The 13315-nt window shown below is 65.0% G+C and carries 15 protein-coding genes; 14 read left to right on the forward strand and 1 reads right to left on the reverse strand.

All coding sequences use genetic code 11. The features are described from left to right. Positions 1-81 precede the first annotated feature (81 nt). On the forward strand, positions 82-1509 hold the full coding sequence (locus tag ACP69S_RS13155) for an amino acid permease (RefSeq protein WP_425997936.1): 1428 nt from the start codon (positions 82-84) through the stop codon (positions 1507-1509). A gap of 99 nt (positions 1510-1608) precedes the next feature. After that, positions 1609-2757, forward strand: coding sequence for an acyl-CoA dehydrogenase family protein (locus ACP69S_RS13160; RefSeq protein WP_425997882.1), 1149 nt, complete (start codon positions 1609-1611; stop codon positions 2755-2757). A 175-nt stretch (positions 2758-2932) separates the two neighbouring features. Here the strand turns inward: ACP69S_RS13160 and ACP69S_RS13165 are convergent, their stop codons facing one another. Beyond that, positions 2933-3244, reverse strand: coding sequence for a hypothetical protein (locus tag ACP69S_RS13165; protein WP_425997884.1), 312 nt, complete (start codon positions 3242-3244; stop codon positions 2933-2935). A gap of 286 nt (positions 3245-3530) precedes the next feature. Here ACP69S_RS13165 and ACP69S_RS13170 point away from each other — a divergent pair, with 286 nt between their 5' ends. The 12 genes from ACP69S_RS13170 to ACP69S_RS13225 are packed head-to-tail and all read left to right on the forward strand — an operon-like array spanning position 3531 to position 13248. Further along, positions 3531-5546, forward strand: coding sequence for a methyl-accepting chemotaxis protein (locus ACP69S_RS13170; protein WP_425997886.1), 2016 nt, complete (start codon positions 3531-3533; stop codon positions 5544-5546). After that, positions 5543-5830 (forward strand): STAS domain-containing protein, encoded by a 288-nt coding sequence (locus ACP69S_RS13175; RefSeq protein WP_425997938.1) that lies wholly within the window; start codon positions 5543-5545, stop codon positions 5828-5830. The genes ACP69S_RS13170 and ACP69S_RS13175 overlap by 4 nt, the downstream gene beginning before the upstream one ends. Continuing rightward, positions 5827-6192 (forward strand): response regulator, encoded by a 366-nt coding sequence (locus ACP69S_RS13180; RefSeq protein ID WP_425997888.1) that lies wholly within the window; start codon positions 5827-5829, stop codon positions 6190-6192. Before ACP69S_RS13175 ends, ACP69S_RS13180 begins: the two co-directional genes overlap by 4 nt. A 43-nt stretch (positions 6193-6235) precedes the next feature. Continuing rightward, on the forward strand, positions 6236-8449 hold the full coding sequence (locus tag ACP69S_RS13185; RefSeq protein ID WP_425997890.1) for a chemotaxis protein CheA: 2214 nt from the start codon (positions 6236-6238) through the stop codon (positions 8447-8449). A 4-nt stretch (positions 8450-8453) separates the two neighbouring features. Further along, positions 8454-8921 (forward strand): chemotaxis protein CheW, encoded by a 468-nt coding sequence (locus ACP69S_RS13190; RefSeq protein WP_425997892.1) that lies wholly within the window; start codon positions 8454-8456, stop codon positions 8919-8921. Next, positions 8921-9796 (forward strand): CheR family methyltransferase, encoded by an 876-nt coding sequence (locus tag ACP69S_RS13195; protein WP_425997894.1) that lies wholly within the window; start codon positions 8921-8923, stop codon positions 9794-9796. The genes ACP69S_RS13190 and ACP69S_RS13195 overlap by 1 nt, the downstream gene beginning before the upstream one ends. Further along, positions 9796-10824, forward strand: coding sequence for a protein-glutamate methylesterase/protein-glutamine glutaminase (locus ACP69S_RS13200; protein ID WP_425997896.1), 1029 nt, complete (start codon positions 9796-9798; stop codon positions 10822-10824). The genes ACP69S_RS13195 and ACP69S_RS13200 overlap by 1 nt, the downstream gene beginning before the upstream one ends. A 4-nt stretch (positions 10825-10828) precedes the next feature. Continuing rightward, positions 10829-11218 (forward strand): response regulator, encoded by a 390-nt coding sequence (locus ACP69S_RS13205; protein ID WP_419252927.1) that lies wholly within the window; start codon positions 10829-10831, stop codon positions 11216-11218. After that, entirely contained in the window at positions 11215-11778 is a 564-nt protein-coding gene (locus ACP69S_RS13210; protein ID WP_425997898.1) for a chemotaxis protein CheD, read from the forward strand. The genes ACP69S_RS13205 and ACP69S_RS13210 overlap by 4 nt, the downstream gene beginning before the upstream one ends. Before the next feature lie 5 nt (positions 11779-11783). Next, the gene (locus ACP69S_RS13215; protein ID WP_425997900.1) at positions 11784-12170 is read left to right on the forward strand and encodes a chemotaxis protein CheU; all 387 of its coding nucleotides are present in this window, start codon (positions 11784-11786) and stop codon (positions 12168-12170) included. An 8-nt stretch (positions 12171-12178) separates the two neighbouring features. Continuing rightward, a complete protein-coding gene (locus tag ACP69S_RS13220; protein ID WP_425997902.1) occupies positions 12179-12778 on the forward strand; it encodes a response regulator in 600 nt (199 codons plus the stop codon). Next, positions 12775-13248: a chemotaxis protein CheE gene (locus tag ACP69S_RS13225; RefSeq protein ID WP_425997903.1), complete on the forward strand. Its 474-nt coding sequence runs from the start codon at positions 12775-12777 to the stop codon at positions 13246-13248. Before ACP69S_RS13220 ends, ACP69S_RS13225 begins: the two co-directional genes overlap by 4 nt. Positions 13249-13315: the final 67 nt, after the last annotated feature.

A 13315-nucleotide genomic window follows, 5' to 3' on the forward strand; every position in this document is an offset into this window, starting at 1 on the left:
GAAATGCCTCAGCCGATCGCGCACGTCTTGGCGAAACACCTCGCCCAGCCCATGGTCGCGGCGGAAGACAAGTCGGAGGGAATGACCTTGAGTTTCTGGACGCGACGCAAGTCGATCGACGCCATCGCGGCTGGCCATGACGGCCATCAATTGAAGAAGACCTTGAGCTGGCCCCACCTGGTAGCCCTGGGCGTCGGGGCCATTGTCGGCACCGGCATCTACACCCTGACCGGCATCGGCGCGGGCCTGGCCGGCCCCGGTGTCATCCTGTCCTTCCTGATCGCCGGCGCGGTCTGCGCCTGCGCGGCGCTTTGCTACGCCGAGCTGTCGACCATGATCCCCGCCTCGGGCAGCGCCTATACCTATAGCTACGTCGCCATGGGCGAGCCGGTGGCCTGGTTCGTCGGCTGGAGCCTGATCCTCGAATACACCCTGGTCTGCGCCGCCGTGGCCGTCGGCTGGTCGGCCCACGCAGGTGGCCTGTTCCGCATGATCGGGACGCCCGAGATGCTGCTGGCCGGGCCCCACGCCGGCGGCATCGTCAATCTGCCAGCCGTGATCATTTCCTTCGCCGTCGCCGGCCTTCTGGCGCTGGGCACCAAGGAGAGCGCGACGGTGAACATGGTGCTGGTCGCCATCAAGATCATCGCCCTGGCCATTTTCGTGGTGCTCTGCATCCCGGCCTTTGACGCTAGCCACTTCACGCCGTTCATGCCGCAAGGCTTCGCCGCCACGCCGGACGCCAACGGGATCAAGGTGGGCGTCATGGCAGCGGCCAGCCTGATCTTCTTTGCCTTCTACGGCTTCGACGCGGTCTCGACCGCCGCCGAGGAGACCAAGAACCCCAAGCGCGACCTGACCATCGGTATCGTGGGCTCGATGGCGGTCTGCACCGCGATCTACATGGTCGTCGCCGCCGTCTCGATCGGCGCCTCGCGCACCGAAGTCTTCTCCAAGAGCGAAGCGCCGCTGGTCTTTATCCTGGAAAGCCTGCAGCATCCGCGCTTGGCTCAACTGGTGGCTCTGGCCGCCGTGATCGCCCTGCCAACCGTGATCCTGGCCTTCATGTATGGCCAAAGCCGGATCTTCTTCGTGATGGCCCGCGACGGCCTGCTGCCCAAGAGCCTGGCTCGGGTCAACGCCAAGACCGGCACGCCGGTTCTGATGACCCTGCTGACCGGCGCCCTGTCGGCCCTGATCTCGGGCTGGCTGTCGCTGAAGGACATCGCCGAACTCGCCAATGCCGGCACCTTGGCGGCCTTCATCGCCGTGGGTCTGGCGGTGATCATCCTGCGGGTGAAGGATCCGGGCCGCGAGCGGGTGTTCTCGACCCCGATCTGGCCGGTTGTGGCGTCCGGCGCGATCCTGGGGTGCCTGTATCTGTTCTCCAGCCTGCCGACCAAGACCCAGCTCTACTTCCTCTACGCCCACTGCATCGGCGTGGTGGTCTATGTGGCGTTCGGCATGCGCAACAGCGTGCTGGCGCGCGCCGAGAAGGCGCAGGGCTAGAACGATTAGGGCCGGCGCATGGCGCGCCGGCCCTTCCATTCCTGAGCTTGCCGGCTACAGTCCGCGTCAAAACAAGTGTTTGACGCCGGAAGGAACGCCATGGCCCTCGATCTCGAAACCCGCGACCAGTTGCTCGACATGGTCGCCCGCTTCGTCGCCGAGCGCCTGCGGCCCATCGAGGCCAAGGTGGCCGAGGACGACGCCGTCCCCCAGGAGATCATCGACGAGATGAAGAGCCTGGGGCTCTTTGGTCTGTCGATCCCCGAGGAATTCGGCGGCCTGGGCCTCAACATGGAAGAGGAATGCCTGGTCGGCGTCGAACTGGGCCGCACCTCTCCGGCCTTCCGCTCGGCCTTCGGCACCAATGTCGGCATCGGCAGCCAGGGTCTGGTGATGTTCGGCAGCGACGAGCAGAAGGCCAAGTGGCTGCCCGGCATCGCTTCGGGCGAGATCATCACCTCGTTTGCCTTGACCGAGCCGGAGGCCGGCTCCGACAGCGCCTCGGTGCGCACCCTGGCCATCCGCGACGGCGATGACTACGTGCTCAACGGCTCCAAGCGCTACATCACCAATGCGGGCAAGGCCTCACTGTTCACGGTGATGGCGCGAACCAATCCCGATTCGAAGGGCGGCTCCGGCGTCTCGGCCTTCCTTGTCCCCGGTGGCCTGCCGGGTCTGACGGTGAGCAAGCCCGAGAAGAAAATGGGCCAGCAGGGCGCCCACATTCATGACGTGACCTTCGACAATGTCCGCGTGCCGGCCTGGAATCGGCTGGGCGAGGAGGGCGAGGGCTTCAAGGTGGCCATGCAGGTGCTGGATCGTGGACGCCTGCACATCGCGGCCGTCTGCGTGGGCGTGGCCGAGCGGCTAATCAAGGACTGCGTGGCCTATGCCGGCGAGCGCAAGCAGTTTGGCCAAGCCATTTCGAACTTCCAGCTGATCCAGGCCATGCTGGCCGACAGCAAGACCGAAGCTCTGGCCGCCAAGGCCCTGGTCATGGAAACTGCTCGCAAGCGCGACGCGGGGCAGGGTGTGACCCTGGAAGCGGCGGCCAGCAAGCTGTTCGCGTCGGAAATGGTCGGCCGGGTCGCCGACCGGGCGGTGCAGATCTTCGGCGGCGCGGGCTATGTCGCCGACTACGGCATCGAGCGCCTGTATCGCGATGTGCGGATCTTCCGGATCTACGAAGGCACCAGCCAGATCCAGCAGGTGATCATCGCCCGCGAAACCATGAAGCAGGGCGGTTAGAGCGTGGCAGCCGAAAGTGTGAGCGGTTTCGGCGCCTGCCACGCTCCTGATGTTTGATCAGGTACAGACACGACAAAACGCCCCCGCCAGCCAGACACGAAGCGTTCCAGCGGAGCGATTAGGCCTTGGCCAGCGGAGGCGTATTGCTGTCCTAGAAAACTAGGAGCTTGAAGTCTTACGCGCCGCCCGGGAAGCGGAACGGAACCTTCACGGTGCCGGTCTTGGCGCCCATCGGCAGCTTTTCTGCGATGCACATGGCGGCCTTGTCGAAGCCCTTGCCGGCCACGCTGTTCTCGACGACCTTGCAGGCTGAGAGCTTGCCAGCGTCGGCGGTGCACTCGAGCATCACCTGAGCGGCGTCGCGCGTATTGGCATGTTGCTGCAGGCAACGGCCCATTTGGTCTTCGAAACCGCCAGCGGCCGACGCGGCCTGAGCGATGAACAAGCTGCCAGCGATTCCCGCGGCAAAAGCGATCGGATATTTCATCCCGCTGCTCCTAAGTAAAGAAATACGTCTTGTGGACGACGCGCCTACTCGACGCATGAACTTTTTCGCAGGAGCAAGTTAAGATATTCTGATTCAGCAAAGAATATTCAAAATTTACTTCTCGGTAACCCTACTCGAATCCTACCGAAGGACGCGCCCAGCTGTGTGTCTTTAAGAGTGTGCGTGCGACCAATCGTCCCTTTAGGCGGCGCTTTGGGCACTGATATCCAGTTTCTCTTAACCAAGGTCAGAGTCTGTTAGGAATCTTTGGTGATGATCACCTGGCTTGTTGGCGATCCGTGGGCACGGAACCGCCGCAGGAAAGGGACCTGAGATGAAGCGCTTTCGCCTTGTCGATCTGCCACTGATCATCAAAATCGGCTTCGCGCCGGCTTTCGCTCTGCTGATGCTGGCTCTGATGGCTGGAGGCGCCGTCGTTGTTCAGCAAAGCCAATCGGCCGCTTTGCGCCAGGTCGTCGAGAACGACATGCGCGAGAACACGACCATCCAGTCGCTGTCCAAGCGCATCTCCAACATCAACGGTGAACTCTACACCGTGCTCACCCACAAGGCGGGCAATATCGATCTCGACAAGAACGATGCGCGCATGGCCGCGATCCTGACCGAGACCGACGCGATCAATAAGGAACTGACCGCGCTGAAGGGCAAGCTGCCCGCCGCCGAGCAGCCCAAGATCGCCGAGCTGATCAAGTCGCTCGAGGAATGCCGCAGCGCCATCGATACGGTCAGCGGCATGATCGGCGTCGATTTCAACATGGCGGTCGGCTTCATCGCGCCGTTCGAAGAACAATACGCCAAGATGACCGGCCTGCTGGACGACGTCACGACGACCGCCAACAAGCGGATCGAGTCGACCTCGGCCAAGAAGCAGGCTGAAGCCAACGCCGCCATGAGCGCGACCATCGTGCTGTCGCTTCTGACCCTGGCCTCGGTCGGCGCTCTGGCGTTCCTCACCGTCATGAACGTTCGCAAGTCGATCGCCGACATCGCCGGCGCGACCGAAAAGCTTTCCAAGGGCGACAACGGCATCGATCTTGAGAAACTCACCCGCGGCGACGAACTGGGCGCCATCGTCCGGTCGCTGAAGGTGTTCCGCGACAACCAGCTGCATCTCGAGCAGCTGCGCGCCGACCAGGAAAAATCCAACGCCCTGACCGCCGACGAGCGCCGCTCGAAGGAAGAGGCCGCCGCCAACGCCGCTCGCGAGAGCGCCCTGGTGGTGACGAGCCTCGCCGAAGGTCTTGAAAAGCTGGCCTCCGGCGACCTGACTTTCCGCGTCAGCGCTGACTTCCCGGGCGAGTACGCAAAGCTGAAGGACGACTTCAACGGCGCGATGGCCTCGCTACAGGAGACGATGAAGGTCATCGCCGCCTCGACCGACGGCCTGCGCACCGGCGCCGACGAAATCGCCCACGCTTCGGACGATCTGTCGCGCCGCACCGAGCAGCAAGCCGCGTCGCTGGAAGAAACCGCCGCCGCTCTGGACGAGCTAACCGCCACGGTGCGTCGCACCGCCAGCGGCGCCCGTCAGGCCTCGGACGTTGTTTCGACCACCCGTGGCGAAGCGACGCATTCCGGTCAGGTCGTGCATCAAGCAGTGTCGGCTATGGGCGAGATTGAGAACTCGTCCAAGCAGATCAGCCAGATCATCGGCGTGATCGACGAGATTGCGTTCCAGACGAACCTTTTGGCCCTGAACGCCGGGGTCGAGGCCGCCCGCGCTGGTGATGCGGGTCGCGGTTTCGCCGTCGTCGCCCAGGAAGTCCGCGCGCTGGCCCAGCGCTCGGCCGAAGCCGCTAAGGAGATCAAGACCCTGATCTCGTCTTCGACCAAACAGGTCAGCCAAGGCGTGAATCTGGTTGGACAGACCGGCGAGGCGCTGCAACGCATCGTCGTCAAGGTCGGCGAGATCGACGCCCTGGTGACCGAGATCGCGGCGTCCGCCGCCGAGCAGGCCACCGGGCTGAACGAAGTGAACACGGCCGTGAACCAGATGGATCAGGTCACTCAGCAGAACGCCGCCATGGTCGAGCAATCGACCGCCGCGACGCACTCTCTGAAGGGCGAAACCACCGAGCTGGTCCGACTGATGGCCCGTTTCCGGGTGGGTGAAAGCCAGGCCGCCTACGGTCGCCCGGCCGCCGCCGATCCGGCTCAACACGCACCGGCCCGCAACCCGGTCGCCGAGCAAAGGGCCCGTCTGGGCGCTTTCGCCCGGCCCGGTCGTGGCGGTGCTGCTACAGCGGCTGCTCCGGCGGCCGACGGATGGAAGGAATTCTGATGGCCGCACTCGCGCTGCCTGAAACACTCGATCTCAAGGCCGCTGGCCCGCTCAAGTCCGCCTTTCTGGCGCACCGCGGCGAGGCGCTCGAGGTCGAGGCCGGACAGGTCCGCCGCCTCGGCGGTCTGTGTCTCCAGATTCTGCTCGCGGCCCGCAAGGCCTGGGCCGACGACGGCAAACCCTTTTCGATTACTGGGCCTTCGGAGGCCTTTGTAGAAACCACCCGTCTTTTCGGCGCCGATGGGGCGCTCCTCTCGGCGGACATCCATGGAGTCCAATCGTGACGCGCACGATTCTCACGGTCGACGATTCCCGCACGATGAGGGACATGCTGCGCATGGCCTTGGCCGGCGCTGGTTTCAATGTAGTCGAAGCTGTCGACGGCGAGCATGGGCTGGAAGTTCTTTCCGCCCACCGCCCCGACGTCATCATCACTGACATCAACATGCCCAAGCTGGACGGCTTTGGTTTCATCGAGGCGGTCCGCGTCGATGACGACTATCGCGCCATCCCGATCCTGGTGCTGACCACGGAAAGCGATCCCACCAAGAAGCAGCGGGCTCGTGAAGCCGGCGCGACGGGCTGGATCGTCAAGCCGTTCAATCCCGAGAAGCTCGTCGAGGCTATCCGCCGCGTCGCGGCCTGATCCTCACAATACTCGACGTCTAGAACTCTAAGGAACTGCGGGAATGGACGAGCTAGAGGCCATCAAGGTCACCTTCTTTCAGGAATGCGAGGAACTGCTCGCCGACCTCGAAGGCGGGCTCCTGGCCATGCAGGAGGGCGTCGGCGACAGCGAGACTGTCAATGCCGTCTTCCGAGCCGTGCATTCGATCAAGGGCGGCGCGGGCGCCTTCGGCCTCGAGCCGCTGGTCCGCTTCGCTCACGTGTTCGAGACCCTGCTGGACGCGGTGCGCTCCAATGAGGTCCCGAGCACAGTCGATCTGGCCGCTGTCATGCTGCGCGCCTCCGACGTCCTGGCCGACCATGTCAGCGCCGCGCGCGGCCTGGGCGATGTCGACATGGCGGCCTCAGCCGCCATGGCCGCCGAATTGAAGGAGTGGACCGATCCATCGGCCGCCCCGGTCGCCGCCGCCCCGGTCGCGGAGACCATGGAAGCCGCGCCGGTGGTTGCCGCCGTTTCGGACGATATGGAAGAGGACGACCTCGGCTTCGACTTCCAGCCGATGACGATCTCGATGGATGAGCAGGCCGCCGATGCTGAGCTGATCCCCGACAATGTCTGGACGGTTTCGATCCGTCCTAAATCGGACCTCTACCGCAAGGCCAACGAAACCGCCCTGCTGTTGCGCGAGCTGAGCCGCCTTGGTCCGATCGTCGCAACGATGGACGCCAGCGCCCTGCCGACGTTGGAATTCCTCGACGCCGAGGCTGCCTACGTCACCTGGAGCGTGCGCGTCGAAACCGATCAAGGCGAAGACGCGATCCGCGAGGTTTTCGAATTCGTCGATGGCGACTGCGAGCTGGAAATTGTTCGCGGCGAAGCGCCAGTTGAGGCCGCTTTGGCCAATCTTATGAGCGCCATCGACCCGACGGCCGCCGAGCTGGTTGCTGAAGTCGCGCCCGCTGTCGTTGAAGCCGTTTCGGCCCCGCCCGCGCCCGCGCCTGCTCCGACGCCGGCTCCCGCCGCCGCGCCGACCAAGGCCACGCAGGTCGACGTCCCTGGTCCTGGCCAGTCGGTCATCCGCGTCGATCCCGAGCGCATCGACAGCCTGATCGATCTGGTGGGCGAGCTGGTCATCAATCAGGCGATGCTGGCCCAGCGGGTAGGCGAGTACGGCATCGCGCCGTCCTCCAGCCTGGCCATGGGCCTGGATGAGCTGGAGCAGCTCACCCGCCAGATCCAGGACAGCGTCATGGCTATCCGCGCCCAGCCGGTGAAGTCGGTGTTCCAGCGCATGCCGCGCCTGGTCCGCGAAGTCGCCAACATGACGGGCAAGCAGGCCCGCCTGGTGATGGACGGCGAAAACACCGAGGTCGACAAGACGGTCATCGAACGGCTGGCCGACCCGATCACCCACATGCTGCGCAACGCCATCGATCACGGGCTGGAAAGCCCCGAGGAGCGCCGGGCCGCAGGCAAGAATCCCGAAGGCGTCGTGCGTCTGGCGGCCCTGCACCGCAGCGGTCGGATCGTCATCGAGGTCCAGGATGACGGCAAGGGCATCGATCGCGAACGGGTCTTCTCGATCGCCGTCAAGAAGGGCCTGATCGCGCCCGACCTGCAACTGACCGATGAGGAGATCGACAATCTGATCTTCCTGCCGGGCTTCTCAACCGCCGAGAAGATCTCGGACGTGTCGGGCCGCGGCGTCGGCATGGACGTGGTGCGCCGAAGCGTCCAGGCCCTGGGCGGTCGCATCTCGATTACCTCGCGCCCCGGTCTGGGCTCGACCTTCACGCTCAGCCTGCCTCTGACCCTCGCCGTCCTCGACGGCATGGTGGTCGACGTGGCCGGCGAGACCCTGGTCGTGCCGCTGGCCGCGATCGTCGAAAGCCTGCGTCCGAAGGCCGAAGAGGTTCGTCCCCTGGGTCCCGTCGGCTCGGTGCTGGCGGTCCGCGACAGCTTCGTGCCGCTGATCGATGTCGGCGTGACCCTGGGCTATCGCACGACCTCACCGTCACCGACCGAAGGTGTCGTCCTGCTGGTCGAGGGCGAGGACGGCTCGCGCGCCGCCCTGGTCGCCGACGCGATCCACGGCCAGCGCCAGGTCGTCATCAAGTCGCTGGAGCAGAACTACCAGCAGGTCGAAGGCGTCGCCGCCGCGACGATCCTGGGCGACGGCCGCGTGGCCCTCATTCTGGACGTCGACGCAGTGATCAATCTTCGCCGCCGGGAAACGCCCCGTCCCGTCGAACCCTCACTCATAGCAGCGGAGTAAAGTCATGACTGACGAAGCTACCGCCCCGAGCACCGAACGCAGGGAGTTGATCTCCTTCCGCGTCGGCGACCAGGAATACTGCGTGAACATCATGGCCGTGCGCGAGATCCGGGGCTGGAGCCCGGCGACCGTGCTGCCGCAGACGCCCGGCTATATGCGTGGCGTGATCAATCTGCGCGGCGCGGTTCTGCCGATCATGGATCTGGCGGCGCGACTGGGCATGCCGGTGCTTGAGCCGACCGTCCGCAGCGTGTTCATCGTTGTCCAGGCTGGCGACCGCACCGTGGGCCTTTTGGTCGACGCGGTGTCGGACATCCTGTCGATCACCGACGACCTGGTTCTACCCACCCCGGATGTTGCCTGCGAGACTGTTCGCAGCTTCGTTCGCGGCATCATTTCGATCGAAGAGCGCATGATCAGCGAGATCTCGCTCGACCGTATCCTCCCCGAACGCGAGGCCCTGGCCGCCTGATGACCTCAGCCTCAACCAGCGAACGCCAAGCCATCGTCGATGGCGAGTTTGCTTTCACCAACACCGACTTCAAGAAGATCGCGGCGCTGCTCTACGGGCAGGCCGGAATCAGCCTCCCCGAGAGCAAGGCGACACTGGTCTATTCGCGTCTGGCCAAGCGTCTTCGCTCGCTGGGCATGAAGACCTTCACCGAGTACTGCGCCTTCGTGGCGCTCGAAAGCAGCGTGGACGAGCAGCAGGAAATGCTGCGGGCCCTGACGACCAACGTCACCCGCTTCTTCCGCGAGCCGCACCATTTCGACGACTTGCGCGCCAACATCCTCGAGCCGATGGCCGACAAGGTCCGCGCCGGGGGCCGTCTGCGCCTGTGGTCGGCGGCCAGCTCGTCAGGCCAGGAACCCTATTCGATGGCCTTCACGGTGCTGTCGGTTTGGCCCAACGCGGCCGATCTCGACATCCGGATCCTGGGCACCGACATCGACACCAACGTGCTCGCGACCGGCCGCGCCGCCGTCTATGACGAAGGCCTGCTGGAAGGCATTCCGGCCCATGTGCGCAACCAGTATTTCGAGCGCGACGCCAGCGATCGCCGCGCCTTCCGCGTCTGCGAGGCCGCGCGCAGCCTAGTGGCGTTCCGCGAACTGAACCTGAACGGCCCCAGCTGGCCGATGAAGGGTCCGTTCGACGCCATCTTCTGCCGCAACGTGGTGATCTATTTCGACGAGCCGACCCAGGAGCGGGTCTGGAACCGTTTCGCCCCGCTGCTCGCGCCCGGCGGCAAGCTGTATGTCGGCCATTCCGAGCGGGTCGGCAGTTCGATCACCGCCTTTGAAAGCGCAGGCCTGACGGCCTATCGCAAGGCGGGAGGTCGCTGATGGCCAAGATTCGCGTTCTCGTCGTCGATGACTCCGCCACCATGCGGAGCCTGATCACGGCCGCCCTCAATCGCGATCCCGAGATCGAAGTCTGCGGCGCCGCCGGCGACCCGTTCGAAGCCCGGGGCATGATCAAGGCCCTCAACCCCGATGTCGTCACCCTCGACATCGAGATGCCGAACATGAACGGCATCGAATTCCTCGAAAAGATCATGCGCCTGCGGCCGATGCCGGTGGTGATGGTCTCGACCCTGACCCAGGCCGGCGCCGAGATGACGCTACGGGCCCTGGAACTGGGCGCCATCGACTGCGTGGCCAAGCCCGCCGACGCGCTTGGCACCCAAGACGCGCTGAGCGAGATCGTGGTCAAGGTGAAGATCGCGGCCCGCGCCTCGGTGCGGACCAAGGCCGACAACGCGCCCGCCGCCGCCAGGACCAAGAGCTACGTGCCCTCGGGCGACATCGTGGCCATCGGCTCCTCGACCGGTGGCGTCGAGGCGCTGCTGGCGATCCTGACGATGTTCCCGGACACCTGCCCGCCGACGGTCATCACCCAGCACATGCCGGCGACCTTTACCGCCAGCTTCGCCGCGCGGCTCGACCGCGCCAGCGGGGCCAAGGTGCAGGAAGCCACGGACGGCGCCCTGCTGGAGCCGGGCAAGGTCTATGTCGCTCCCGGCGGCGCCACGCACATGGAGGTCGTTCGTTCGGCCGGGCTGCGCTGCCGCCTGACAGCAGGCGACCCGGTCAGTGGTCACCGCCCGTCGGTGGACGTACTCTTCAACTCGGTGGCCAATGCGGTCGGCGACAAGGCTGTCGGCGCGATCCTGACCGGGATGGGCCGCGATGGCGCGCAGGGCCTTCTGACGATGCGCAAGGCCGGCGCGAAAACCCTCGGACAGGACGAGCAGAGCTGCGTCGTTTACGGCATGCCCCGCTCGGCCTTTGAAATCGGCGCGGTGGAGAAACAGGTTTCCCTGTCCTCCATGGGCCAATCCATCCTCGATCTGGCCTCCGCGAGGCGATGAACCCATGCCCCAAGCAAGCACCATTTCCGTTCTCGTCGTCGATGATCAGCTGACCATGCGGGCCTTGATCCGCAATGCGTTGCAGCAAATCGGATTCAAGGACATCCGCGAGGCGCCGGACGGCGAGGAGGCGCTCAAGAACCTCCTGTCCAAGCCGGCCAACCTGGTGATCTCCGACTTCAACATGCCCAAGATGGATGGCCTGGCGTTGCTACGCGCGGTGCGCTCGCATCCGCCGATCCGGCAGACGGCCTTTGTCATGCTGACTGGCCGGGCCGATCGCGAGCTCGTGCAGCGGGCCGTGCAGTTCGGCGTCAACAATTACTGCGTAAAGCCGTTTACCGTTCAGGGCCTGAAGGAGAAGATCGAACAGGTCTTCGGTCAGCTCACATGACATTTGGACAAACCGACGACCTGGAACGCGCAGTCAAGGTTCACGTCACCCAGGGCGAGAGCCATGTGTCGTCCGACCCCAACGTGGTGATGACCACGGTGCTCGGCTCGTGCATCTCGGCCTGCATCCGCGATCCGCAGGCGGGCGTTGGCGGCATGAATCACTTCCTGCTTCCCGATGCTGGCGATGGCCGTAAGGACGGCGACGCCGTCCGCTATGGCGCCTACGCCATGGAGCTGTTGATCAACGGTCTGCTGAAGCGCGGCGCGCGCCGCGAGCGGATGGAAGCCAAGATCTTCGGCGGCGGTAAGCTGTTCGAAGGCCTCTCGGACGTCGGAGCCAGCAATGCCAGCTTCGCCGAACGCTTCCTGCGCGACGAAGGCATTCCGATCGTCTCGTCCAGCACCGGCGGCGTCTCGGCTCGTCGCGTGGAGTTCTGGCCGGCCTCGGGCCGCGTCCGTCAGCGCCTCGTGGCGGTCGACAACGCGCCCAGCGACGTTCGTCGTCCTACTCCCGCACCCATGCCCGCATCTTCCGGCGGCGACCTGGAGCTATTCTGATCCACATGACCGCCATGCCGCTTTCGACATCCCCCATCGTCTCGCCGGAGAACCTGACTCCGGTGGGCGAACTCTCGCGCCGCCTTGCGGCCGAGCTGATGTCGGCCGCCGCGGTGTGCCGGGATTGCGAACACATCGCCGGCGATCTGGCCAAGGGCGGGGCGGCGCTGGAGAGCATCTCCCGCCTTCAGGCGCTGGACGAGCTGAGCCAGCGTCTGCACGGCCTTTCGGACGTGCTGCAGCGCATTGGCCAGCATGCGTCGGGCGAGTGGGGCATGTCGATCGAACCTCTTCTCGAAGGTCTCGGCCTGGCCGATCTGGTGGTGCGCCTGCGCGCCGCCGGCGAGCCGACAGCCTGGGGTGTCGAGGCGGGCGAGCTCGACTTCTTTTAGGGGCGCGCATGGACGCCCTTCAGGCATCGACCCGGATCAATCTGGAAAAGGCCGCCGTCCTGGTCCTGGACGACAATGGGCCATCGCTGGATATACTGGCGCAGGTGGTGTCAGGCTTCGGGGTCAGCCAATTGACCCGCGCCGAGTCCGTCAAGGAAGCCCAGGCGCTGGTCGCCACCAAGACCTTCGACCTGATCATCAGCGACGTGCAGATGCCCGAGGTCGATGGCATCGAGTTCATCTACTGGCTGCGGCGGGACGCCCCTGAAAGCAATCGCTACGTTCCGGTGATCCTGGTCACGGGCCACACCCGCACCACGGACATCTTTCGCACGCGCGACGCCGGGGCCAATTTCACGGTGGCCAAGCCGATCACGCCCAAGGTCTTGCTGGAGCGGATTTTCTGGGTGGCGCGAGAGGAGCGGGCCTTTATCGAGTGCGACAGCTATGTCGGACCCGACCGCCGCTTCAAGTACGAAGGCCCGCCTATCGGCATGGAAGGCCGACGCCGGGACGACTTGCCCGCTGAGGTGGGCAACGCCCTGGAAGCCAACATGTCTCAGGAAGAGATCAATAATCTGATGAAGGTCGCGAAGGTGCAGATATGAGCGTCGTTCGCAAATTTCGGCCGCCCAACCGTCTGGCCAAACTGATCAAGGATCGCGGCGGCCTGATGGCCAAGGACGCCATAGCCGCTGCCGAGACGGGAGTTGAAAGCCTGCGTGAGGCTTCGCTCGCGGTGCTGGACGAGGTCCTGGCCGAAATCGAACGTCGTTTCGGACCCGGAGCGCCGGGGCGCGACGCGGAGAGCTTCGAAGCGCTGTACGGCCTGACCCTGCAGATGATCGACGTCAGCACCTTCGTTATTGACGCCGGTGTCGACCAGGCGGCGATCTCGCTGGCCGCGATCACCGACAGCTGCGCCGAAGCCGGAGTCTGGCGCTGGAACGCCATTGAGGTGCACCTCCACGCCCTACGCCTGCTGCGTAGTGTCGGCGCCCAGCTGCCTGCGGCGGATCGCCAGGCCATGCTGGAGGGCCTCTACAAGGTCAGCTACCGCAAGGTGGACGAACTTTAGGGGCGACTGCGCGATCCTTTCCGTCTGTGAAATGATGTGTCGGAAAAGCCACGCGCGCGACTTCTCT

Source organism: Caulobacter sp. DWR1-3-2b1, from assembly GCF_049895765.1.
In the GTDB taxonomy this organism is placed as follows: domain Bacteria; phylum Pseudomonadota; class Alphaproteobacteria; order Caulobacterales; family Caulobacteraceae; genus Caulobacter.

What these genes read in the sequence shown, in the direction of transcription:
- ACP69S_RS13220 (WP_425997902.1), top strand. Translation starts at nt 12,179, where the DNA reads ATGGACGCCCTTCAGGCATCGACCCGGATCAATCTGGAAAAGGCCGCC.
- ACP69S_RS13200 (WP_425997896.1), top strand. Translation starts at nt 9,796, where the DNA reads ATGGCCAAGATTCGCGTTCTCGTCGTCGATGACTCCGCCACCATGCGG.
- ACP69S_RS13210 (WP_425997898.1), top strand. Translation starts at nt 11,215, where the DNA reads ATGACATTTGGACAAACCGACGACCTGGAACGCGCAGTCAAGGTTCAC.
- ACP69S_RS13205 (WP_419252927.1), top strand. Translation starts at nt 10,829, where the DNA reads ATGCCCCAAGCAAGCACCATTTCCGTTCTCGTCGTCGATGATCAGCTG.
- ACP69S_RS13225 (WP_425997903.1), top strand. Translation starts at nt 12,775, where the DNA reads ATGAGCGTCGTTCGCAAATTTCGGCCGCCCAACCGTCTGGCCAAACTG.
- ACP69S_RS13155 (WP_425997936.1), top strand. Translation starts at nt 82, where the DNA reads ATGACCTTGAGTTTCTGGACGCGACGCAAGTCGATCGACGCCATCGCG.
- ACP69S_RS13215 (WP_425997900.1), top strand. Translation starts at nt 11,784, where the DNA reads ATGACCGCCATGCCGCTTTCGACATCCCCCATCGTCTCGCCGGAGAAC.
- ACP69S_RS13195 (WP_425997894.1), top strand. Translation starts at nt 8,921, where the DNA reads ATGACCTCAGCCTCAACCAGCGAACGCCAAGCCATCGTCGATGGCGAG.
- ACP69S_RS13190 (WP_425997892.1), top strand. Translation starts at nt 8,454, where the DNA reads ATGACTGACGAAGCTACCGCCCCGAGCACCGAACGCAGGGAGTTGATC.
- ACP69S_RS13185 (WP_425997890.1), top strand. Translation starts at nt 6,236, where the DNA reads ATGGACGAGCTAGAGGCCATCAAGGTCACCTTCTTTCAGGAATGCGAG.
- ACP69S_RS13165 (WP_425997884.1), bottom strand. Translation starts at nt 3,244, where the DNA reads ATGAAATATCCGATCGCTTTTGCCGCGGGAATCGCTGGCAGCTTGTTC.
- ACP69S_RS13160 (WP_425997882.1), top strand. Translation starts at nt 1,609, where the DNA reads ATGGCCCTCGATCTCGAAACCCGCGACCAGTTGCTCGACATGGTCGCC.